General features: G+C 63.9%; 17 protein-coding genes. 6 read left to right on the top strand and 11 right to left on the bottom strand.

Annotation, left to right across the window (positions count from 1 at the left end):
* Positions 1-2: 2 nt before the first annotated feature.
* From AB4Z48_RS30885 to AB4Z48_RS30855, 7 genes are all read right to left on the bottom strand, one after another.
* Positions 3-761, bottom strand: coding sequence for a maleate cis-trans isomerase family protein (locus tag AB4Z48_RS30885; protein ID WP_441621049.1), 759 nt, complete (start codon positions 759-761; stop codon positions 3-5).
* Positions 762-779: 18 nt separating this feature from the next.
* Positions 780-1229, bottom strand: a complete 450-nt coding sequence (locus AB4Z48_RS30880) for an acyl-CoA thioesterase (protein WP_441621047.1) — start codon at positions 1227-1229, stop codon at positions 780-782.
* Positions 1226-2386, bottom strand: a complete 1161-nt coding sequence (locus AB4Z48_RS30875; RefSeq protein ID WP_441621045.1) for an FAD-dependent monooxygenase — start codon at positions 2384-2386, stop codon at positions 1226-1228. Before AB4Z48_RS30875 ends, AB4Z48_RS30880 begins: the two co-directional genes overlap by 4 nt.
* Entirely contained in the window at positions 2383-3258 is an 876-nt protein-coding gene (locus AB4Z48_RS30870; RefSeq protein ID WP_441621043.1) for a VOC family protein, read from the bottom strand. Before AB4Z48_RS30870 ends, AB4Z48_RS30875 begins: the two co-directional genes overlap by 4 nt.
* A gap of 14 nt (positions 3259-3272) precedes the next feature.
* On the bottom strand, positions 3273-4979 hold the full coding sequence (locus tag AB4Z48_RS30865) for an AMP-binding protein (protein WP_441621041.1): 1707 nt from the start codon (positions 4977-4979) through the stop codon (positions 3273-3275).
* Between the two features lie 42 nt (positions 4980-5021).
* Entirely contained in the window at positions 5022-6209 is a 1188-nt protein-coding gene (locus AB4Z48_RS30860) for an alpha/beta hydrolase (RefSeq protein ID WP_441621091.1), read from the bottom strand.
* A 228-nt stretch (positions 6210-6437) separates the two neighbouring features.
* Complete coding sequence (locus AB4Z48_RS30855) at positions 6438-7496, bottom strand: porin (protein ID WP_441621039.1); 1059 nt, start codon at positions 7494-7496, stop codon at positions 6438-6440.
* Between the two features lie 263 nt (positions 7497-7759).
* On the opposite strand from AB4Z48_RS30855, the gene AB4Z48_RS30850 reads away from it, so the two are divergent.
* Entirely contained in the window at positions 7760-8587 is an 828-nt protein-coding gene (locus AB4Z48_RS30850; protein ID WP_441621037.1) for a hypothetical protein, read from the top strand.
* A 208-nt stretch (positions 8588-8795) separates the two neighbouring features.
* Here AB4Z48_RS30850 and AB4Z48_RS30845 read toward each other — a convergent pair whose 3' ends face one another.
* Positions 8796-9770, bottom strand: a complete 975-nt coding sequence (locus AB4Z48_RS30845) for a GlxA family transcriptional regulator (RefSeq protein WP_441621035.1) — start codon at positions 9768-9770, stop codon at positions 8796-8798.
* A gap of 185 nt (positions 9771-9955) precedes the next feature.
* Between AB4Z48_RS30845 and AB4Z48_RS30840 the strand changes: the two genes are divergently transcribed.
* Positions 9956-11146 (top strand): MFS transporter, encoded by a 1191-nt coding sequence (locus AB4Z48_RS30840; RefSeq protein WP_441621033.1) that lies wholly within the window; start codon positions 9956-9958, stop codon positions 11144-11146.
* 117 nt (positions 11147-11263) lie between these two features.
* Here AB4Z48_RS30840 and AB4Z48_RS30835 read toward each other — a convergent pair whose 3' ends face one another.
* Both AB4Z48_RS30835 and AB4Z48_RS30830 read right to left on the bottom strand, forming a co-directional pair.
* Positions 11264-12589, bottom strand: coding sequence for an MFS transporter (locus AB4Z48_RS30835; protein WP_441621031.1), 1326 nt, complete (start codon positions 12587-12589; stop codon positions 11264-11266).
* Positions 12590-12663: 74 nt separating this feature from the next.
* On the bottom strand, positions 12664-13815 hold the full coding sequence (locus AB4Z48_RS30830) for a lactonase family protein (RefSeq protein WP_441621089.1): 1152 nt from the start codon (positions 13813-13815) through the stop codon (positions 12664-12666).
* A gap of 155 nt (positions 13816-13970) precedes the next feature.
* Here AB4Z48_RS30830 and acnA point away from each other — a divergent pair, with 155 nt between their 5' ends.
* Genes acnA through AB4Z48_RS30815 form a run of 3 tightly spaced genes read left to right on the top strand, consistent with a single transcriptional unit; the run spans position 13971 to position 18288 of the window.
* On the top strand, positions 13971-16607 hold the full coding sequence (acnA, locus tag AB4Z48_RS30825) for an aconitate hydratase AcnA (protein ID WP_441621030.1): 2637 nt from the start codon (positions 13971-13973) through the stop codon (positions 16605-16607).
* A gap of 28 nt (positions 16608-16635) precedes the next feature.
* The gene (locus tag AB4Z48_RS30820; protein ID WP_441621028.1) at positions 16636-17532 is read left to right on the top strand and encodes a GntR family transcriptional regulator; all 897 of its coding nucleotides are present in this window, start codon (positions 16636-16638) and stop codon (positions 17530-17532) included.
* A gap of 18 nt (positions 17533-17550) precedes the next feature.
* Positions 17551-18288 (top strand): ABC transporter substrate-binding protein, encoded by a 738-nt coding sequence (locus AB4Z48_RS30815; protein WP_441621026.1) that lies wholly within the window; start codon positions 17551-17553, stop codon positions 18286-18288.
* A 142-nt stretch (positions 18289-18430) separates the two neighbouring features.
* Here AB4Z48_RS30815 and bglX read toward each other — a convergent pair whose 3' ends face one another.
* Entirely contained in the window at positions 18431-20719 is a 2289-nt protein-coding gene (gene bglX / locus AB4Z48_RS30810) for a beta-glucosidase BglX (RefSeq protein ID WP_441621087.1), read from the bottom strand.
* A 273-nt stretch (positions 20720-20992) separates the two neighbouring features.
* Between bglX and AB4Z48_RS30805 the strand changes: the two genes are divergently transcribed.
* Positions 20993-22516, top strand: coding sequence for a glucan biosynthesis protein G (locus AB4Z48_RS30805; protein ID WP_441621085.1), 1524 nt, complete (start codon positions 20993-20995; stop codon positions 22514-22516).
* Positions 22517-22718 lie beyond the last annotated feature (202 nt).

The following is a 22718-nucleotide window of genomic DNA, read 5'->3' as shown; positions in this document are numbered from 1 at the left end:
GATCAGCGCAGGCCGGTCTGGCTGCCCAGGTAGGCGCCCGCGCCCGGCGCCGTAGCCGCGATGCCCAGCTTGCGCATCATCTGCCGCGCCGTACAGATGGCAGTGGATGTCACGGGAATGCCCAGTGCCTGTTGCGCGGGCTCGATGGCCGCCAGCGACGGCATTTGCACGCAGGCCGACAGCACCACGGTATCCACGCCCTTCACGTCCAGCCGCTTGACGTCTTCCAGCAACTGCAGCGGATCACGCTCGCCGACTTCCAGGTTGTCGAGGATCGAAAAATTGATCACATCCCTGACCTCGATGCCTTCGTGCTCGATGTATTCGACTACCGTCCTGGTCAGCGCATCGCTGTAAGGCGCCATCAGCGCGATGCGGCGCGCGCCAAAATCCTTCAGTTCATCGACCAGCGCACCGGCCGATGTCATGATCTGCGGGCGATACGGCGCATCGGCAATCGCCCCGCCCAGTTCCTCGATCACCTGCCGGTGATAGCCCATGCCCATGCACATGGTGGCCACCAGGCACGCCGTGCTCATGACATCGACGCGCGCATCGGCCAACTCCAGTGCGCAGCGACCCATGTCGCGGTTCATCCTCTCCAACTCCTCGGCCACCACGCGGTGCATGCGCACCCGGCTGGCGTGGAAGCTGAACCGCTCCGGCAGCGCCTGCATGCGGGCGGCGAAGATGGCGGGCACCTCGCGCTCCATCGTGATGTTGGAGCTCGGCACAATTTGTCCGATTCGAAACTTCATCATTGGCAATTCCAGGAACGTTCAGGGGGCGGGAGAATAAAAGCGGTTCAGATCCGCGCGCAGGGAATCGGGGATCGGCGTGCCTTCGCGCCGGTCCAGGCGCACGCAGATCGGCGAGAACATGGCATCGAACACCGCTGCGCCATCGGGGCGGCGCGCCACGCAGCGGATATCAAAGGATCTCGTGCGAATGGCTTCCACGGTGCAGGCGATGTCGATCTCGTCATCGGGCCAGAGCGTGCCGATGAACTCGAAACGGATTGCCTTGCATGGCGTGCCCACGCCGTGGACCTCGCCCAGCCTGCCGTCACCGCCGGCCATGTACGCGGTGTAGAGCCCTACCGCGCCCAGCAGGTAATCCGTGAACCGGCCCGTGTAGACCACACCAGCCGGATCGCAGTCGCCCCACCGCACCTTGCGCCTGACGACGAATGGGCTCTCGCTCAGCACGTACTCCGTGGCGTTGATCATGGCTGTCCCACGATGGTGCTGCCTGTCACACCGCCGGCGGCGAGTTCCGCCATCAGGACCGGAAACTGGGCGCGCAGCCGCTCAGCATCCACGCGGCCCGTGCGGGTCATGAAGCGGAACACGAACTCGTGCGGCGTCGGCAGATCCATCCATTCACGGATGCGCTCGTACCAGTTGTACGACGCCTCGGACGCGCTGATCAGCTTGGCCTTCTCCGGCTTGCGCACGGCCTCATACTGCTGCAAAGCGGCGGGGACGTCATCGGAATGGGCCATGATCGCATCGGCCAGCGCCATCGCATCTTCCATGGCGATGCGCGTACCCGACCCGATTGAAAAGTGCGCGCTCGTCAGCGCATCGCCGATCAGCACCTGCTTGCCGACATGCCAGTTCGCATTGAGGATGACAGGGAACTGGCGCCAGACCGAATTGTTCGACACCAAGCCGTAGCCGGCCAGTTCCGGCGCGAACACCTTCTCGAACAGTGCCTGCCGGGCTTGCGCGCTCATCGCCTCCATGCCGAAGTCCAGCCAGGTCTGGTGGTCGCACTCGGCCACGAACGTGCTCATCGAATCCGAGTATGGGTAGTAGTGCGCGACGAAGTAGCCGGCCTCGAACTTGCGGAACACCAGTGCGGGGCTCGGGAACGGCTTCTCGACGCCGTACCAGGCGAAGTGGTTCGTCAGGGTGCGACGCGTGGTGCCGAAGCCGGCTTCATTGGCCGCGCGCAGTTGCGAGTTGATGCCGTCGGCACCAACGACCAGGTCGGCATCGATGGCGTCGAAATCGGCAATACGCTTGTTGTACGTTACGCGCACGCCAAGCTCATGCGCACGCTGCTGCAGGACGGACAGCAGGCTGATCCGGGGAATGGCGCCACCGCCGGCGCCCGGTTTCTTCATGACGATCGGGTGCTCGCGGCACACGATCGAATGCTGATCATTGAACCGCATGATCCTGGCTAGCCGATCCACGACAATCGGCGACGCCGAGCGCAGGTTCGACAACCCCGTATCGGCCAGCACCACGCCAAAGCCGAACGTGGCGTCTTCGGGGTTCTGCTCGTACACGTCGATGTCAACATTCGACACTCTCTCCTTGAGCAGAATTGCGAGGAACAGGCCGGACGGGCCGCCGCCGATGATGGTCACTTTCATTGCGCGCCTCGCGGAGCAATCACCAGCGCATCCATGTCGAACTGGCGAATCTGGCCCGCCAGCCCGCCGGTCAGCGCGCCGTACCAGACCGCGGGCTTGAAGCCCAGCTCCTTGCGGCGGAACTGCAGCGTCGGATTGCCGTCGATGCGCACATAGCCGTTGCCCAGCGCCGTGGCCAGGTATCCATCGGTCTTGCGCGCCACGTCGATCAGCGGCGCAAACTCGGGCACGTCGAGTACATAGATCGATGCCTTGTCCTTGTCCGCCACCGCCTCGATGCGCTCCGCCTTGCGCTGCCACACCGGATCGATCGATGCGAACGCCGCGCCTTTGTCGCGTGCGCATTCCAGTTCGATGGCCGAATCCATGGTCAGCGCGGCATCGTGCATGTCGGCATCGCTGAACGCACGCACCTGCCAGGTGATCTCGATCGGATAGCCGTTCGGGTCGTTGAAGTAGATGGACTCGATGACCTCGTGGCGGATCTGGTAGCGCAGCGCAATGCCCACGGCTTCCACACGCTGGCGCCATTGCAGCAGTTCGGCCTCATCGCGGACCCGCCATGCCGTGTGCGTGGCACGATCCTGATAGTGCTCGCGAACCGTCAGCCAGTCCGGGCGTTCGGTGCCGATGTAATAGAAGAAGGCGATGGTGCTGCCGTTGCCGCTATCGAAGAAGAAATGCAGGAAATCGGCATGATTGTCCGGGCCCCAGCCCTTGGCCGAGATGGCGTGGACCAGCGGCAGGCCAAGCAGGTCGCGGTAGAAATGCACCGTCTCGGCCAGTTTCCAGGTAGGCCTGGCGGTGTGATGGACGCCGTGCAGCGCGACAGCGGGCACGTTGGCTTGGGCGGCTTGCGTGGATTGGGTCATGTCACTTTCCTTCGTCACTTGGCTTGCTGAACAATGCTTGTTGCGGCCTCGGCCTGCAGGACTTGCACGATGTGGTCGCGCAGCAGCACCTTGCTGAGCTTGCCCGAGGCGGTGAGTGGAAACTCCGGGATGATTTCCAGGCGCTCCGGCCACTTGAACTTGGCCAGCCCGGCGTCCTGCAGGTATCCGGTCAGCGCCGGCAGCGTCAAGCCAGCCGCGGCGGCGGCGGGCTTGAGCTGCACAAAGGCACAGACGCGCTCGCCGTAGACCTTGTCGGGCATGCCTACCACGGCGCAAGCCAGGATCGCGGGATGCTGGTTGATGACGTTCTCGAGCTCTTCAGCGTTGATCTTCTCGCCGCCACGATCCACCACATCCTTGATGCGGCCACGGAAGAAGTAATAGCGCTTGCCGTCGACCACGCTTGACGACATCAGGTCGCCCGAGCGGTAGAAGCCGTCGGCGGTAAAGCGCGCGACGTCTTCCTGTTCGGACTTGTAGTAGCCACCGATCGTATAGGGGCCGCGAAACAGCGCTTCGCCTGGCTCGCCGTCGGCGACGACGTCTTCGGTGCCCGGGTGCACGATCCGCACCTCGTCGGCGGCGGACACCGGGTGGCCGATCGACTGGTCGCGGATCTCCTGCGGATCATCCGGCCGCGTGAACATGATCACGCCTTCGGTCATGCCGAAGATATGGTGCGTAGGCGAGCCCGTCAGACGCGTCAGATTGGCGGCGTTCTTGGGCGCGATGAAGTTGCGCCGCGCCTTGTCGGCGGCCGTGCCGCGCAGCAGTGCCGGCGCGATGCGGTTCAGGATCGGCCCGGCCACGCCAAACCAGGTCGGTTCGTAGTCGCGGACCAGCGCCTGCAGTGTGTCATCCGAGATATCGGGCGCCACCGTCACCTTCGCGCCGCTCAGCAGGAACGGGCCGAAGAAGCAACCCATATTGAGGTTGTGCATGTACGGCGTTGGGAAGAACAGCACGTCTTCGCGGGTGTAGCCGTTGCACGTTGCCACCGCGCGCATGTTGTACAGGTACTCGTTCTGGAAGCGCGGGATGATCTTGGGCACGCCGGTGGTGCCGCCTGACAACTGGAACACGGCGGCCTGGAACGGCTCGTGCTTCACATCGGCCAGTACTTCCCGGGCGCGCGCCAGCGGCATGTCGCGGATCAGGTCGGCCAGCAACACAGCGCGGCCACGGCGTACCCCCCGGGCCTGCAGGATGATCTTGAGGCTCGGCACCTCGGCCTGCATTTCCTCGGCAAAGGCCACATCATCGAACTTGGGATCATCGCCCTGCACAAAGTGCAGCCGCGCTTCGCACAGCTTGCCCAGATAGCCGATTTCGAGCTTGCGGAACGCCTGCAGCGAGCACAACGGAATAATGCCGGCCTTCAGGCAGCCGAAGAAGGCCAGCAGCAATTCGTTGCTGTTGCCGCACTGGAAGATGGCGCGGTCAAGCGGCCTGAGTCCGAGTGCCAGCAACGCGGCACCGAGCCGATCGGTCTGCTCGTCGAGCGCCTGATATGTGAATTCCCCCTCGGGGCCGACCAGGGCCAGGCGATCCTTATTGTCGCGAAATGACTGGCGGAAGGCGCCAACCAGCGTTTCGCCGGTCAGATAGCCTTCCGCCACGTACTGGCGCAGGCGGCTTTCGTCGGGGTAGCGCACGCCGTCGAGCAGCACTGACGGGCGCAAATGGGTGGGTTGCAGCATATCTGTCTACCTCTGTATTTGTCTTTGTTCCTGCAATCTGGCTCAAACCATCGTTTCGCGGAGCCACTCGACGATGAGTCGGCCTGCAATACGCTGCCCCGCTTCCTCCTCACGGCTGAGGGCCATGCCGTGGTGGTTGCCGCGCACGCGGACGTGGCGCTTGTGCGGCGCCGGGATCTGGTCGTAGATCGCGCGGATGTCGGCGGGAAAGGTGCACTGGTCGCCCGTGTATTCGAGCAACAGTGTCGGCTGATGCAGCGCACCGAGCGTCCTGTCCAGTGCGGCATTCGACGACAGGCCGGACCATGTGGAAAGCCACGATTCCGGCGTCACGGTGCGGCCGAAGCCCACGCTGCCCCAGTTCGATATAAACGGGTCCTTGCCCCATAGCGATCCGGTCTTGCGGTCCGACGGGTCCAGCGCGATGTCCCACGACCGCAGGTCGGCATCGGTACGCCAGACCTGGAAGATCGGGGCATGGGCGGCCAGGCGGCGATCGGCCTCCGTGGCGCTGCCTGCCTTGATCTTCTTTCGTGCTTCGTGCTTGGCGCGCAGCATCGCCTTTGCGCGCTCGTCGATGCGTGCCACGCGGGCGGTTTGCGCAGCCTGGTAGCGTTCGATGAACGCGGGCGCATAACTGCCCTTCCCCGTTTCCACATCGAAGCCATTGGCTTTCGCGAACGGATCGAGCGTGGGGTCTGTCTGCATCGGATCGCTCTCGTCGATGACGGACGGATCGATGCTGCTCATCAGCAGCTTGCCCTGGCCCGGATGGGGCGACACCAGGATGAAGGCATCGACCTCCGGCATGTGCAGTTCGCCCAGATTCGTCGGTCGTCCGCCCGGCGTGCGGGCGATGCGCGTCTCACGCGGGGTCAGCGCCTGCTGGTTGTAGAACGTGTAGAGCCCGGCGCCGCCAGAGTTGCCGAGCATCACGAGTTTCTCGTAGCCCAGTTCGCGCAGGTGCGTCATGCCGGCGGCCACATCGAACAGCGCGACCTCGTGTTCCAGGCGCAAGTCGTTGCCTATCGAACGCGGCCCCTGCACCCAGCAGGCGCAGCCCGCATCGAGAACGAACGGCACGAGGTAATGCGTGATGGCCATCTCGCGCGGATGCATCAGCGAGACGACGGTCTTCTCCTTGCCGGTCACGCTGAACAGGAAGCCAAGCGTGCGTTGGCCGTCGGCCGTGCCTAGCGCGTAGGGCACCATCTGATATGAGCGGTTCATCAGGCGGGCGTCCCACGATGCGCCTCGCATCCCTGCCGTCACCTGCGGCTTGTCTTGTTCAGTCACGCTGTCTCCTTGGTAAATGCTACCGTCTCAATAATCTAGTATCTATTTGATATGCTGTCAAATAATTTTGGAATGGCTGCCCGGACTCATGAAAAAAGAGCGTGCCACGGATGCGGCACGCCTCAAGGCGCGACCTGGCCGGCGCGCCAGTTGACGCAAGGCTCAGAAGTTGTGCCGCAAACCGATCACGGCGCCAAACTGGTTGGCACCCGCGATCACCGAGCCGTCATACCCGTTTGCGCCCAGTGCGGAACCGCCCTTGTTCAGCGTATATGACGTCGACAGATAGGCATCGGTGCGCTTCGAGAAACGATAGTCCGCCGACAGAACGATCGACATCGGGTCCTTCGCCGATGTGCGGTCGTTGGTCTTGTAGACCGCGCCGGTCAAGGCGAATGCCTGGCCGAAGTTGTAGGTCACCCCCGTCCAGAACAGATCGGTACGCGTCATTGACGACAGGATCTGGCTGACCAGACGCCGATAGCCAAAGTACGCTGACACCGGACCGAAGTCGCCTGCGGCCGAGGCTACATAGCGACGCTCAGTTCGCCCCGCGGTGGCAGCGGATGTACCGTTGAGCTGGTCGTAGACGCCGGCCAGGCGGAATCTGCCCATGTCGTACGAGAACCCCGCGCTCATCTCGCGGCCAACCCTGCTGTTGCCCGGCACTTCCGAACCGTTCGCAATCGTGGAGTCCACGCCGAAGCTGTACAGCGCCGACGCCGTCAGCGCGCCGAACTTGCCGGTGTACTTCACCGCGTTATCGGTACGGCCTGCCAGCCACGTATCGTGCGAGTACGACGAATACTTGGGCGCGAAGAACATCGGATCGAAGCCGATGACCAGGTCGAATGTCAGGTTGTGATGCCGCCCCATCGTGACCTGCCCGTACGGTGTATCGAGCCCGACATACGCCCGGCGCCCGAACAGCCGCCCGCCCTGTGCCGCCGCCCCGGAATCGAGCACCATCCCGCCTTCCAGCAGGAAGATCCCCTTCAGACCGCCACCAAGGTCCTCGACACCACGCATCCCCCAGCGGCTACCGGCAATGTTGCCCGACGTCATGCGCACGAGGCTCGAACTCTGTTTTGCAGCATTCGGCACGTGGTTCAGATATTCGATGCCCGCATCCGCCACGCCGTACAGCGTGACAGACGATTGGGCGTGCGCGGTCGCACCGGTCGCTAGCAGCGCACCGGCGATGGCCAGGCTCCGTTTCATTTCTCCTCCGTAATTGATCTTGGATCGTGGCCGAGCGTTGGCCCACGATGTGCCGCCCAACGCTATCCGTCACTCAGCGGTTCCGAATCCACCGACGACTGAAATTGATATGCACACAATTAAAGTTACGGGATTTTTGATACCCAGTCAAATAATGGTATTCCCTAGACGCACGGTGGCATGAACTCTCGCCCTATGTCCGCAGGCCACCGTACTTCGACAACCTGTCGCGAGACGCAGCGCCCCTTCAGGATATCAAGGGCATGCGGCCCCTGGTCATCCTTGGTGATTCGGTGACTACCGACCATATCTCGCCGTCTGGCGCGATCAGCATCGGCACACCGGCTGCCGACTTCCTCCTTGCAARGGGCATCGAGAAGCGCGACTTCAATAACTACACGACACGCCGTGGGAACCACGACCTCGCGGTGCGTGCGACGTTTGCCAATATCCGCTTGCGCAACCACATCGTGCCGGGCGTGGAAGGCGGCGTCACGAGGCTGATGCCGGACGGCACGCAGATGCGCGTCTACGAGGCGGCCACCGAATACCTGAAGCGAGATGTCCCGCTCGCGATCATTGCCGGCAAGAACTATGGTTGCGGCTCATCGCGTGACTGGGCGGCCAAGGGCGTTGCATTGCTCGGCGTGAAGGCGGTGATCGCCGAAAGCTTCGAGCGGATTCACCGCACCAACCTGGTCGGCATGGGCGTGCTCCCCTTGCAGTTCGAGGCAGGCACCACGGCGGAATCGCTCGCGCTCGACGGGAGCGAGACGATCGATATCCTCGCGCTGGCGGACCGCCTCGATATCTCCGGCCGCATAGAGGCGATCATCCATCGCAGCAATGGGACGACGATCAACGTGCCATTGACGATCCGGCTCGATACCGGCGAGGAAGTTGAATACTGGCGTCACGGCGGCATCCTTCCTCTCGTCTGGCGCGAGTATGTCTCCGGAAAATCCGAGGACCATGTATCCCACTCGGCAAAGCGTGTCCAGCCTGAAGTGGGTGGGCCGCAACACGAGCTGCCCGATGCCATGCCGGGTAGCGAAGTTCCCAGCGCGACCCAGGGTGCGACGTTAGGCTGATGGACAGGGAGGTTTGCCTCCCTGCTCTTTCCAGCTCATGCATTGCAAGTGTCGATTGACCGCTAGCCGGCGTAGGAACGCGTGCCGATCCCGGCATGCGCCCGCGCCACTGCAAGCACGACCTCCCGCCTGCGGCACGATGACGGTGGTCCTCTCCGCTGTGCCAGCGTCTTTTGCCGGCCTGGCAGCGATTCGCACGTCGTTGCGCTCAGTACGCATCTCCCTGGTCGGCGTGCAGAACCGATCCACGAATGTCCCTGCTCAAGCGACGGACAGCCTGGGGCGGCTGCCCGATGGTGCGCACGAATGCGCGCCTCATGCGCTCCCGGTCGGATAGACCCACTTCGTGCGCGATCACGTCCAGCGAAAGACGCCCCTTTTCCAGCAAAAGCCTCGCGGCTTCCACGCGCAGATGCTCGACGGCCTTGGCGGGCGATTGACCGGTCTCCGCGCTGAATGCCCGGCTGAACTGGCGCGGGCTTAGCCCGGCGACATCGGCAAGTTCGTCGACCGTCAATGCGTTACGCAAATTGGCGTTCGCGTAGTCGATGGCCTTCTGGATCCTGTCGGACTTCGGGTCGAGGTCAAGCAATGTCGAAAACTGCGACTGGCCGCCCGCGCGCCGGTGATAGATGACAAGCTTGCGCGCTACCGTGCGCGAGACGTCCTGGCCATGGTCCTTTTCAATCATGGCGAGCGCCATGTCGATCGTCGCCGTCATGCCCGCGGACGTCCAGATCGGTCCGTCCACGATGAAAATCTGGTCCTCCTCGACAGCGATCTTCGGAAAGCGGCACTGCAGATCGTGTGCGAACCGCCAATGGGTGGTCGCGCGCCGGCCATCCAGGACGCCCGCTTGCGCCAGGATGAAGGCGCCTGTGCACGGCGCCGCGATCCGCCTCGACGTCTTCAGCGAGCGCCTGACGAATGCAGTCAATGCCGCGGAAACGATGTCAATCTCGACGCCAGAGCCGAACATGACTGTGTCGAATGCGGCATCGCCGAAGGGCTGCGACTCGACGCGGATGCCTGCCGACGACGACACCAGTCCTCCCCCCTCCGACAGAACTGTCACGTCGTACGCCCGCTCTTCGAGTACGACGTTTGCCAGCTCGAACGCGGTGACTGCCGCCAAGCCCATCAGATAGAAGTTCGGGAATACGACAAAGCCGATCGTGTGCATGGGGCACCCTGTTTCACGTCCTGAATTGGACGTATATATGACATTTGAGACGCGGTCAACGACGATTATGATCGACTGGCAGTCAAAAAGCCGGCCGGGCCGGAGGCCGGGACTGCGTACCAACTCCGCGGCGACACGCCGCCTCGCAGGCCGTCCCCCAACCGCGTTTCGCAAAGAACCTTCGTATGGATCGTCGACTACTGATACTGGCGCTTGGCATGTTCGCAATGGGTACCGACAACTTTGTCGTCGCCGGTATCCTTCCAGGTGTGGCGGCCTCGCTGCATACATCCGTCAGCCTGGCTGGCCTCATGGTTACGTTCTACGCGCTGACCTATGCGGTGGCTGCGCCAGTGATGGCAGCCGTGGCGGGCGACTTGCCGCGCAAGCTTCTGCTCGTTTCGGCGCTTGGGATTTTTGTCGTCGGCAACGCGATCAGTGCGCTCGCCACCGACTTGCACTGGGTCCTGGTGAGCCGGGCCCTGGCAGGATTTGGCGCCGCGCTGTTTTCTCCAACTGCATTGGGCGTTGCCTCGGCAATTGCCACACCTGAAAAACGCGGCCGCGCGCTGGCCACGGTAACGGCGGGCCTCACGGGAGCCACGGCGCTCGGTTCGCCAATAGGGACTTTTATCGGCGGATTCGGCAGCTGGAGGACAACCCTCTGGTTCGTCACGGCGCTCGGGATTGTGGCGATGATCGGCGTCTGGACGATGCTGCCCTCCGTTCCCCTGCCCGCGTCCGTCAGGTTGCGAGAGCGGCTTGCGCCCGTGCGCGACATGCGCATCGCGCTTACCTTGCTGACTTCCTTATTCGCGTTCGGCGGGTTCCTGATGGTCTACACGTATGCGGGCGTGGTGCTGGAGGCCGTGACGCACGGCGATGAACGCATTCTCGCGGGGATGTTCCTGTTGTGGGGCGTCGCCGCGACGGTCGGGAACCTGATGTCCGGCCGTCTCGTGGACCGATTCCAGAGCCGCAACATCATCAATGCGATGCTATGGATCGCCATCATCAATTTCTGTGTGCTGCCGTGGACCTCTGCGCATGCGCTTGGCGCTATCGTTGCGCTGATCGTCTGGGGGGTATGCGGGTGGGGGCTTATCGTTCCGCAACAGCACCGTCTCGTGCAACTGTCGCCGCATGTGGCGCCGCTGCTGCTTGCCCTGAACAATACGGCCACTTATATCGGACTTGCCTGCTCGGGCGTGCTTGGCGGTGTAGTGCTCCGATCGATAGGCGCGCGGTACCTGAGTCTCGTCGCGGCCGCGTTGATTGCGGTGGCATTCGTTCTTGCCACGGCCGCGCATCGTTGCATGGCGCGGCCGCGTGCGCAGCATCGTGCTTCAGCTGGTAGCGAGATCGAACCTGCCTGATTCGTCGACGCCGCCTCGCTCTCAAGCACCGCCACAACCAACGCTTATGGCGCGCGGCCGGATGGCGGCTGGCCGTACCCGATCCTTCACGCCATTCGCATACCGCCGGCGGCGGGACTACGGCGTCTGGGCAGACGCCGCGGGAACATCCTCCGTGGAGCGGGCCTCCGCGATCCGGATGAAGAAGGCCATCAGGAAGGCAACCACCAGCAGGCTGGCGAGGAACAGCAGGCCCGTGGCGGCGCTGTGACTTTGGCCCTTGATATAGCCGATGGCGAACGGGCCTGCGAATCCCCCGAGGTTGCCGATCGAGTTGATCACCGCGATCGACACGGCTGCCGTGGAGCGTGTCAGGAACAACGTAGGCAGCGCCCAGAAGGGCGACTTGAACGCGTAGAGGCCGGCCAGGCTCACGCCGATCAGCGCGATGGCCATGTAAGGATCCGTCAGCACCCCTGCCCCGACCAGCGATGCCGCGGCAACCGCCAGCGGCAACGCCGAGTGCAGCCGCCGTTCGTTCCTGCGATCGGAACTGCGCGACCAGAAAATCATGACGATGGTGGCGAACAGGTAGGGCACCATCGCGATGACGCCGATCTGTGTATGCGTCAGGTTCGCCGAGAAGCTCTTGATGATCTGCGGCATCCAGTAGCCGACGCCCAGGCTGCCGCACTGGTAGACAAAGTAGATGAAGGCCAGGTACAGCACCCTGGGGTTGCGCATCACCTTCATCGTGCTCAGGTGAACCGCCTGCGGACGCGCCTGCCTGTCGCGTTCGAGTTCATCGTTGAGCCATTGCTTCTCGGCGTCGGTCAGCCATCTGGCGTCGGCCGGCCGATCGGTCAGGTACAGGTAGCAGAGCACGCCACCGAGGACTGCCGGCGCGCCCTCCAGCAACAGCATCCAGCGCCATCCGCTCCACTGCATCCAGTGCACGTTGTCCATGATCCACGTGCTTAGCGGCGCGCCGATGATGTAGGACACCGGAATCGCCGCCGTGAACAAGGCGACCGTCGTTGCCAGCTCCTTCGCGCGGAACCAGTGCGTCAGGTAGACGATGATGCCGGGAAAGAAGCCCGCTTCGGCAACGCCGAGCAGGAAACGCAGGACGTAGAGTTGTTGCGCGGTCTGCACGAACGCAGTGGCTACCGCCACCGCGCCCCACGTCACCAGGATTCGTGCAATCCATCGCCGCGCTCCGAACTTGTTGAGCATCACATTGCTGGGTACCTCGAAGAGAAAGTATCCGATGAAGAAGATGCCCGACACAAAGCCAAACGCTTCGCTGCTCAGTGCCAGCTCCCTGTTCATCTGCAGCGCGGCATATCCGATGTTCGCGCGGTCCAGATACGAAATGATGTAGAGAACGAAGACGAACGGGATGATCCGCCAGGTAATCTTCCTGACAATGGCCGCGTCGTCCAGGGTGATGGAATTCGGCATGGTGAGTGCGCCGGCGTTCGAACTGCCCGGCGTTGGTGACGTTGCTGGAATGCTGTGCGGCCGGGACATGCCGGTTACGCGGAGAAGATCATGCAGACGGGGCTGCCGGATTGCACACTGAACCCTGTTGGCTTGAGCCGGCCACTGGTCTTGTCGATGTGCATGGCGACGATCGAGTCGCTGTCTTCGTTCAGCACGTACATGTAGCGGCCGCCCGGTGCCGATGCGAAGAAACGCGGCGTGCGGCCTTGCGACGCTACTGCATCGACAAAGCGGAGATGACCCGTGGCCTGGTCGATGTGGAAGATGGCGATGCTGTCGTAGCCGCGGTTGGACGCATAGACGAAGCGGCCCGTCGCATCGACTTCGATCTCCGACGCACGGCTGTTGCCCGTGAACGTATCGGGCAAGGTGGACGCGATTTGCAGCGGCTTCAATGCGCCGGTGTTTCCGTCATAGGCGTATGTGGTGACAGTCGAGTCAAGCTCGTTGACGATATAGCCGAAGCGGCCATTGGGGTGGAATGCGATGTGGCGCGGTCCCGCTGTTTCGCGGGATTCGACAAAACCCGGCGCGGCCGGCGAGAGCTTGCCGTCGGCAAAGCGAAAGGTGAAGGTACGGTCCAGCCCCTTGTCGGGCACCACGACAAACTGGCCGCTCGGGTCGAACGGATTGAAGTGCGGCTTGGCCTGCTTCTGCTCAACGCGATGCGGGCCGACCGGGCCGTCGAGCTTCACCAGTTGCGTCATTTCACCGAGCGAGCCGTCGGCTTGCAGCGGCAGGACGGCGAGGCTTGCGCCGATATGGTTCGACACCACCACGTGCTTGCCTGTCGGATCGATCGCGAGGTGAACCGGATTCTTGCCGTGGGTGCTCTGGCGATTGATGAATTCGAGCTTGCCGGTGGCCTTTTCCACCGCGAAGGCGCTGATGTCGCTGAGGTCGCCATGAACCGCGTAAAGACGCTCGCCATTACCGCTCAGGGCCAGGAACGACGGATTGACGAGATCCTTGACGAGCTGCGTCAGTTGCAGCGCCCCCGTCAGCGAATCGATGCGGAAGACGCTGATGCCCTCCCCTCGCGCGTCGCGCTCACGGGTGGTTCTCGATCCTACGTATGCGTACATGTTGTTTCCTTTGGATGTGGTCTGGCTCCCCGGCGCGGCGGCATCCGCGGCGGCATCCGCGGCGCTGGCATACAGGCCAAGGGCTGAAACAGCCGACATGCCGACCGCCCCGCCAAGCAGGCGGCGGCGCTGGGCATTCAGCGCAGGAACAGCTCGGAGCGGGAGGGATTTCAAGGGCTTGTCTCCTGTAGTCCGCGGGTCATTGGGGTTTCCGCTTGATTGCATTTTTACGTAAACATGTGCAATATTCAGTCATGGAAAACACCTACCTCCCCGTCGAAGGCCAGTTTTGCGCTGGTGGCATCACTTATCGCCACATGGATTTGCCGGCGATGCTGGGCGACTCGCTGGCACGGCTACCCGTGGTCTTGCGCCTGTTGCTGGAGAACGTGGCGCGCAACATGGATGGCGAAGAGCGCGCAGATGCCATTTCCGCCATCGTCGCGTGGCTGGACACAGGCACCAGCGAGGCGGAAATCGCCTTCCAGCCGGGCCGGGTCTTGATGCACGACACCACGAGCACCCCAGCCCTGGTCGACATCGCCGCGATGCGGGACGCCCTTGCCGAAGCCGGTGCGGATCCGAACGCGCTCAATCCGGTGCTGCCGGTGGACTCGTCCGTCGATCATTCGCTGGCCGTCGAGGCGTTCGCCCGACCGGACGCGGCAGGTGTGAACCTGCAGATCGAGAGTCAGCGCAATGCCGAGCGCTACAGCTTCCTGCGCTGGGCATCGAAGGCCCTTCGCGGTGTGCGCATTCACCCGCCGGGCACGGGCATCATGCATACGATCAACCTTGAGCAACTCGCCACGGTGGTCGCCACGCAGCAGCGCGAAGGAAACCTCTGGGCGGTGCCCGACACCCTGATCGGTACGGACAGCCATACCCCGATGATCAACGGCATCGGCGTACTGGGCTGGGGGGTGGGCGGACTCGAAGCCCAGACGGTGATGTTCGGCATGCCTGTCATGCAACGAATTCCCGATGTCATTGGCGTGCGACTCACCAATGCCCTGGCACCCGGCGTCCTGTCCACCGACCTTGCGCTGACGGTCACGCAGCGCCTGCGCGCGATCGGCGTGTCGGGCGAATTCGTCGAGTTCTTCGGTCCCGGTGTCGCCACGCTGACGGCCGGAGACCGGTCCGTGGTGGCCAACATGGCGCCAGAGTACGGGGCCACCACCGGCTTCTTCCCGATCGACGACCAGACGCTGGCCTACCTGCGCGCCACGGGGCGCCCCGCGCAAAGCGTGACGCTGGCCGGCGAGTACGCGCGACGCACCGGACTGTGGTTCGACCCGCACGCCACGCCGCGCTACACGCGCGTGATCGAAGTGGACCTGGCCAGCATCGGCATGCATATTGCCGGCCCCCGGCGGCCGCAGGACCTGCTCTCCTATACCGATACCGCCGCGGCATTGGCGCGGTTTCCGTTCGAAGGCAAGCGGCAGGCCGACATGCCCCGCTACCCGGTGGCCATCGCTGCCATCACGAGTTGCACCAACACCTCAGATCCGGCCTTGCTGATGGCCGCCGGCCTGGTGGCGCGCAAGGCGCGCAAGCTGGGTCTGTCGGTGGCGCCCTGGATCAAGACCTCGCTGGCCCCCGGATCGCCCGCCGCGGCTGCCTACCTGGAACGCAGCGGCCTGACCGACGATCTGTCGGCCGTGGGTTTCGACATCGTCGGCTTCGGCTGCACCACCTGCATTGGAAATTCGGGCCCGCTGACGCCCGGGATCCGCGACGTGCTCGCAAATGGATCGGCGTGGCCGGTGGCCATGCTGTCGGGCAACCGCAATTTCCCGGGCCGCATTCATCCCGACCTGAACCTGGGCTTCATCATGTCGCCACCGCTCGTGGTGGCGTTCGCGCTGGCTGGCGACGCCGAGCGCGACCTGAGCCGGGACCCGGTACAAATCGCAGCCGATGGCACCTCCGTATTCCTCAAGGACCTGTGGCCCACGCGGGAGGAGGTGGCGGCCCTGCTGGCAAACGGTACCGACCCTGCCGACTACGGGCGCGCGTTCGCCATGGCGTCGCGTAATCCGGCATGGGCAGCCTTGCCATCGGCCGATGCGCCGCGCTACCCGTGGGACGCACGATCGACGGCATTGCGGCGCCCTCCGTTTGCCGCGCTCGACCAGGGCTCCCAGCTCGGTGACTACGACGCATGGCCGCTGCTGGTGCTCGGTGACGACATCACCACGGACCATATCTCCCCGGCCAGCGCGATCCCGAAAGACAGCTTCGTGGCCGACTTTCTGGTCAGCCGTGGCGATGACCGGAACGACCTGAACGTCTTCGCATCGCGCCGGGGCAACTGGGAAGTCATGATGCGCGCGGCGTTCTACAACAAGACGCTGGTCAACCTGCTGCGACCGGATGCGCCGACCGCGCATACCGTGCACGTGCCCAGCGGCGACGTCCTGCCGATCTTCGAGGTGGCGCAGCGTTACCGTCAGGATGGCGAGTCGGTGGTGCTGATTGCCGGGGAACGTTACGGCACCGGCTCATCGCGCGACTGGGCCGCCAAGGGCCAGCGCCTTTTGGGAATCCGGGCAGTGATTGCGGTAAGCTTCGAGAGAATCCACCGCTCCAACCTGATCGGCATGGGCATCCTGCCGTTGCGCATGCCTTCGGGCGTCGATCCGCAAGCACTGGCAATCCAGCCTGGGGACAAGGTCCATATCGGCGCGCCTGCGCAAGACCTCTCGCCACGCTGCAAGGTGCCGGTCAGCATTGTGCGCCGGGACGGGATGGTGGATGAATTCGAAGCCACCGCTGCCGTGGAAACCCGGCTTGAAGTCGATCTGCTGCGGCGCGGTGGCGTCATCCCATCGATCTTGCACAAGACGCTGGAACAACAGGGGGGTGCCATTGCCACGGCATGATTGCCCCTCCCCCGGCGGCTCGGACATCATGAATCACGACAGATCCATCGCGACGCAGATCGTCGAACTGATCCAGGCGGAGCGGCTGCCTGCCGGCGCTCACCTTCCGGCACAAATGCTGGCCGACAAGCTGCGCGTCTCGCGCTCTCCCGTCAACGAAGCGCTTGCGCTGCTGCACGAGAAAGGCATTCTCACGCGCGAGAAGAACCGGGGATTCTTTCTCGCACAGCCGGTAAGCACGCCGGCTACGGAGCTTGCTTCGCAACTGGGCCTGGCGGAGCCCGACGTCGTCGGTGCCGCCTATTTCCAGATTGCGGAAGACCTGCTGAAAGGCTCACTGCCCACGGAAGTCTCGGAGCAAGCCATCAGGACGCGCTACGGGCTGACCAGCACGCAGCTCAACACGGTATTCAAACGCATCGCACAGGAGGGCTGGGGAGAACGCAAGCCGGGCTACGGCTGGGAGTTCTCCACGATGCTGACCACGCCTGACTCGCTGCTCCAGTCGTACCGGATGCGGCTGGCGCTCGAACCGGCCGCCTTGCTCGAACCTGGCTATCGACTCGATGCGCGCACCATCGAAAGGCTGCGCACGGCAGAACTCCACCTGCTCAACGGCGGCATCGAGACGGACACGGCTGACCAGCTGCATGAGCGTGGCGTCCGCTTTCACGAATCGCTTGTCGAGGCCTCGGGCAACCCGTTCTTCATTGACGCGATCCGGCGCGTCAATCGCGTGCGCCGGCTCCTGTCCTACCGCTCGATGCGTGATCGAGAACGGTATGAGGAGCATGCAAGGCAGCATTTGCACCTGCTGGAGTTGCTGGAGCGGGAACGCAACGTGGAGGCGTCCCAGGCCATGCGCGAACACCTTGACCACACCCTTGCCGCGCTGGCCCGGATCAGCGAAATTCTCGAACCTTAGTTTCACGACTGGAACAACATGACTGCAGACAAGCAACTGCTCGACGCCTTCGCGCCCACCGGGGTATTGCGTGCTTCGATCAATCTCGGCAATCCGATCCTCGCGCACCGTGCTGGCGACGGGAGTGCCGGCGGGGTATCGGTGGACCTGGCGCATGCGCTCGCAGAGCGCCTTGGCGTGCCGCTGGAGCTTGTCGTCGTCGACGCCGCGGGGAAGTCTGTCGATATCGTGTCGAATCAACAGGCCGACGTGGGCTTCTTTGCCATCGATCCGAAGCGCGGCGCCGCCATTGCGTTCACTGCTCCCTATGTCCTGATCGAGGGCTATTACCTCGTGCGCGATGATTCCGAGGTGCGGACCAATGCCGATGTCGACCGCGCCGGCACGCAAGTGGTGGTGGGCAAAGGCAGTGCGTACGACCTGTACCTGACACGTGAACTGCAGCACGCGCAGATTGTGCGCTCGCCAACATCGCCCACCGTGGTCAAGACCTTCCTTGAACAAAACCTCGACGTGGCCGCCGGCGTCAAGCAACAGCTCGAGGCAGACATTGCCGGGCTGTCCGGGTTGCGTCTCCTGGGCGAGCGATTCATGGTGATCCGCCAGGCCATGGGTGTTCCGAAGGCGCGCGGTGAACGAGCCGCCACCTTCCTGGCGGATTTTATCGAAGAGATGAAAGCTTCGGGAATGGTGGCTTCCGCGTTGCGGCACCACGGAATCCAGGGGGCCACGGTCGCACCGGCATCGCCTTCCTGAGGCAAGCGCCGCGAGCGTCCGCTTCGCCGTGCGGATTCAACCGGTTGAATCCACACGCCAGAGCGGACATCCCTCAAGCCCTGCCCTGCGGGAACCGGCGTCCCGCAGGCCCGAAGGCGATCCGCCAAGGCGGACCAGCATGCTACTGGAGCGCGAAGCGCTGTTCCCGCACCGCTTGCGAGTCGAGCCCGATCTGGACATTGAAATCACCCGGCTCGACGACATACTCGAGTGCCGCGTTGAAGAACTTCAGCTTCTCTTCATCGATGGTGAATTGCACCACGCGCTCCTCACCCGCCTTTAGCGCAAGCTTGCGGAAGTCCTTCAACTCCTTCACCGGCCTGACCACGGAGGCCGCGACATCCTGGACATAAAGCTGGACAACTGCCTCGCCGTCGCGCTGCCCGGTGTTCTTCACGGTCACGCTGGCCTCGATCCGGCCATTGCGTGGCATGGTCCGGCTCGACAGCGTGACGTCGGACATGCTGAATTCCGTATAACTCAGGCCGTAGCCGAACGGGTACAGCGGGCCGGACGGCTCCTCGAAATATTGGGAGGTGTAGTTCCTTGGCTTGCCTTGCACGAACGGGCGCCCGATGCGCGGATGGTTGTAGTAGGTCGGAATCTGCCCGAGCGAGCGCGGGAAGGAAATGGGCAGCTTGCCCGCCGGATTGTAGTCGCCGAACAGCACGTCGGCGATGGCGTGGCCGCCCTCGGTGCCGGCGTACCAGGTTTCGAGCAGCGCGTCGGCATTCGCCTTTTCCCAGTTGAGATCCAGCGGGCGGCCGTTCATCAGCACCACCACCAGCGGCTTGCCGGTCGTCCTGAGCGCCTTGAGCAGGATTTCCTGGCTTCCCGGCAACGACAGGCTCGTGCGGCTCGACGCCTCGTGCGACATGCCGCGCGACTCGCCCACCGCCACCACGATCACATCGGCGCTTCGCGCTGCCGCCACGGCCTCGGCAATCATGTCGCCCGGCGAACGCTTGTCCTGCACGATCTCCGGCTTGTCCCAGTTCATGAAGTTCAGGTACCCGACCACCTCGGCGTCGTCGGTCACGTTCGCGCCGCGGGCATAGACCACGCGGCCCTTGTCGCCAACGGCATCGCGCATGCCTTGCAGCAGCGTGACCGATTGCTGGGACTTGCCTGCCGCCGACCAGCTCCCCATGATGTCGATGGGCGCGTCCGCCAGCGGCCCGACGACCGCAACCGTGGCGGTCTTCTTCAGGGGCAGCGTGCCACCGCGGTTCTCGAGCAGCACCAGCGACTTGCGCCCGGCGGCGCGTGCCGCCGCCCGGTGCAGGCGGCTCTCCGCGTCGACGTCCGGCGGGTCCTGTTGCGCGACACCGATGCGCCGGTAAGGGTCCTGGAACAGGCCCATGTCGTACTTGGCGCCTAGCACCTCGCGCACCGCATCGTCGACGTCGCGCATGGCGACTTCGCCCGATTTCACCAGCCCGGGCAGGTACCCCAGGTAGGCCGAGTCGTGCATGCTCATATCGACGCCGGCCTGGATGGCGAGCCTGGCGGCCTCGCGCCCGTCCTTTGCCACGCCATGCAGCGGCAGTTCGTCGATTGCCCCGTGGTCGCTCACCGTGATGCCCTTGAACCCCCAGTTCTTGCGCAACAGGTCCCGCAGCAGCCACCTGTTGGAGGTGGCCGGCACGCCGTTGATCGAGTTCAGCGCAATCATGACTCCGCCGGCGCCGGCGTCGATGCCGGCCCGGTACGGCGGCAGATAGTCCTGGAACATGCGCAGCGGGCTCATGTCGACCGTGTTGTAGTTGCGCCCGCCTTCCACGGCCCCGTATAGCGCGAAGTGCTTGATGACGGCCATCACGCTGTCGGCGTTGGCCGGCGAGGTTCCCTGCAACCCCTTGACGCTGGCCCGGGCGCACAGCGAGACGAGATAGGGATCTTCGCCGAATCCTTCTGAGGTGCGCCCCCAGCGCGGATCCCGCGAAATATCGAGCATCGGCGCAAAGGTCATGTCGAGGCTGTCCGCGCTGGCTTCGATGGCCGAGATACGGGCGGCCTGCTCGACTACCTCCATATCCCAGCTCGACGCGAGGCCCAGGCTGATCGGGAATATGGTGCGGTGCCCGTGCACCACGTCGTACGCAAAGAAGATGGGAATCTTCAGGCGGCTGTGCTTGACCGCCGCGTCCTGCATCGGCCGGTTGTCCTGGCGCCGTACCGAATTGAAGGTGCCGCCAACCCGTCCCGCCGCGATCTCCTTGAGCAACTGGGGCTGCGGCATGTCGTCGCCGATGCTGATGAGGCGCATCTGGCCAATCTTTTCCTCGAGCGTCATCCGGCTCATGAGATCGGCGATCAATGCGTCCTTGTCGCCGCGGGAATCCGATGCGGGACCGGCAAGCGCCGACGAACAGGCCAGGCTGGCCAGCAGGACCAGCGAAGAAAGCATTCTCATCAATAGTTATCCAAGTGTCCACGGGACCATGCGGCGCGACAGGCAGCCACTCCGCGATTGGGGCCTTCCCCCGGTTCCGGAGGTGTGCAAAGCGAAATACGTTATCTTTCTGCACTGTGCCCGCAGTTTACCGCCCCCACGCCAGCGGCTTTCGCCGCACGTGCCGCGGCAGCATGACTTAAGTTGCATTTTCTGGAGATTTTCGTGGTTCTTGCCGCCATCGCCGTGTCGTTACGTACCAGGAAACAAGCCGCCTTGGGCGCGCTCATGGCCGCCTGGGCGCTGCTGTATGGCGCCCAGGCTTGCGCGTTCTCCCTGGATGACGTGACGCTGCGCGCCAGGACGCTGGCCAACACGCCATATGCCGCGCCGGTCAGCAACCTGCCGCCCGTGTTCAGCCAGATGCAGTTTGCCGACTACATCAAGATCCAGCCCCGAGCCGACGCGATGGAGTGGAAGGACCAGGGCACGCCGTTCCGCCTGGGCTTCTACCACCAGGGCATGCAGTTCAGCAGCCCGGTTCGCATCAACGAGATCGTCGGCAGCGCGGTCCATGAGATCAAGTACAGCCCGGCGCGGTTCGACTTCAGCGACCTGAAGTTCGACGCGTCCGCAACCGGCAACCTTGGCTATGCCGGCTTCCGGGTGCTGTATCCGATCAACCGCCCCGGCAAGCTCGACGAGATCATGAGCGTGCTGGGCGCGAGCTATTTCCGGGTGCTCGGCAAGAACCAGGTGTACGGCCTGTCCAGCCGTGGCCTGGCCATCGACACCGGGATGCCGGTGGCGGAAGAGTTTCCGGCCTTCCGCGAGTTCTGGATCGCACGGCCCGACCCGCAGGACAAGCACCTGGTGTTCTACGCCCTGCTTGACTCGCAACGCGCCACCGGTGCCTACCGCTTTGACCTCATCCCGGGCGAGGACACGATCCTCAAGGTGCAGGCGCGTATCTTCCTGCGCGGAGCCGTTGCCAAGCTCGGCGTGGCGCCATTGACCAGCATGTTCCTGTTCGGGCCGAACCAGCAACGCGATCCGCACAACTTCCGGCCGGCCCTGCACGACTCCAACGGTCTCGCCATCCACGCGGGCAATGGCGAATGGCTGTGGCGGCCGCTGAACAACCCGCGCAACCTCGCCATCAGCACCTTCCAGGTGACCAATCCAAGGGGCTTCGGGCTGCTCCAGCGCGGGCGCGAGTTTTCCGCGTATGAGGACCTGAAGGACCGCTATGACCTGCGCCCGAGCGCCTGGATCGAACCGCAGGGCAATTGGGGCAAGGGCAAGGTCGAACTCGTGGAAATCCCCTCGCCGGACGAAACCAACGACAACATGGTCGCCTTCTGGACGCCGGACCAGTTGCCGCCCAGGGGCCAGCCGTTGCAGGCCGACTACACGATGCACTGGACCATGAACGAGCGCGCCCTGTTCGACAAGGATCTGGCCTGGGTCAAGCAGACACTGCGCTCGGCAGGAGAAATCACGCAGGCCAACCTGATCCGCCATCTCGATGGCAGCACCGGCCTGGTCGTCGATTTCGAAGGCCCCGTCCTCGCAAACCTTCCCTCCGGCACGCAGGTCGCCGCACAAGTCAGCGTTGGCGACAACGCCGAGCTGCTGGCCAATGTCCTGGAGCCAAACCCCGTCATCAAAGGCTGGCGGCTGAATCTGCGCATCAAGGTCAGGGATCCGAAGAAGGCGGTGGAGATGCGCGCCGCGCTGGTGTCTGGCGCCAGGACGCTGAGCGAGACGTGGAGCTACCAGCTGCCGCCATTTTCGGTCGAGGGGCAATAAGATTGCCGCGGCGCATCGGGGTGGCATGATTGAGATGTCGCCAAAGCTCACGCAAGGGACGAACATGATCAGACGCCGCCTTCCACTCCTCGCTCGCGGGGCGCTGGCCGGATTTCCCCTGGCCTTCGGCGCTTGCGCCACGACAAACCCGGTCGTTCCCGAACCTCGCCAGCAGGCGGGCTTCCGATGAACCGCATCCGAC

It is taken from the genome of Cupriavidus sp. 2TAF22 (assembly GCF_052115045.1).
GTDB lineage: Bacteria > Pseudomonadota > Gammaproteobacteria > Burkholderiales > Burkholderiaceae > Cupriavidus.
Note: the sequence above shows the minus strand (reverse complement) of the source record. Positions and strands in the feature narration are given on the sequence as shown.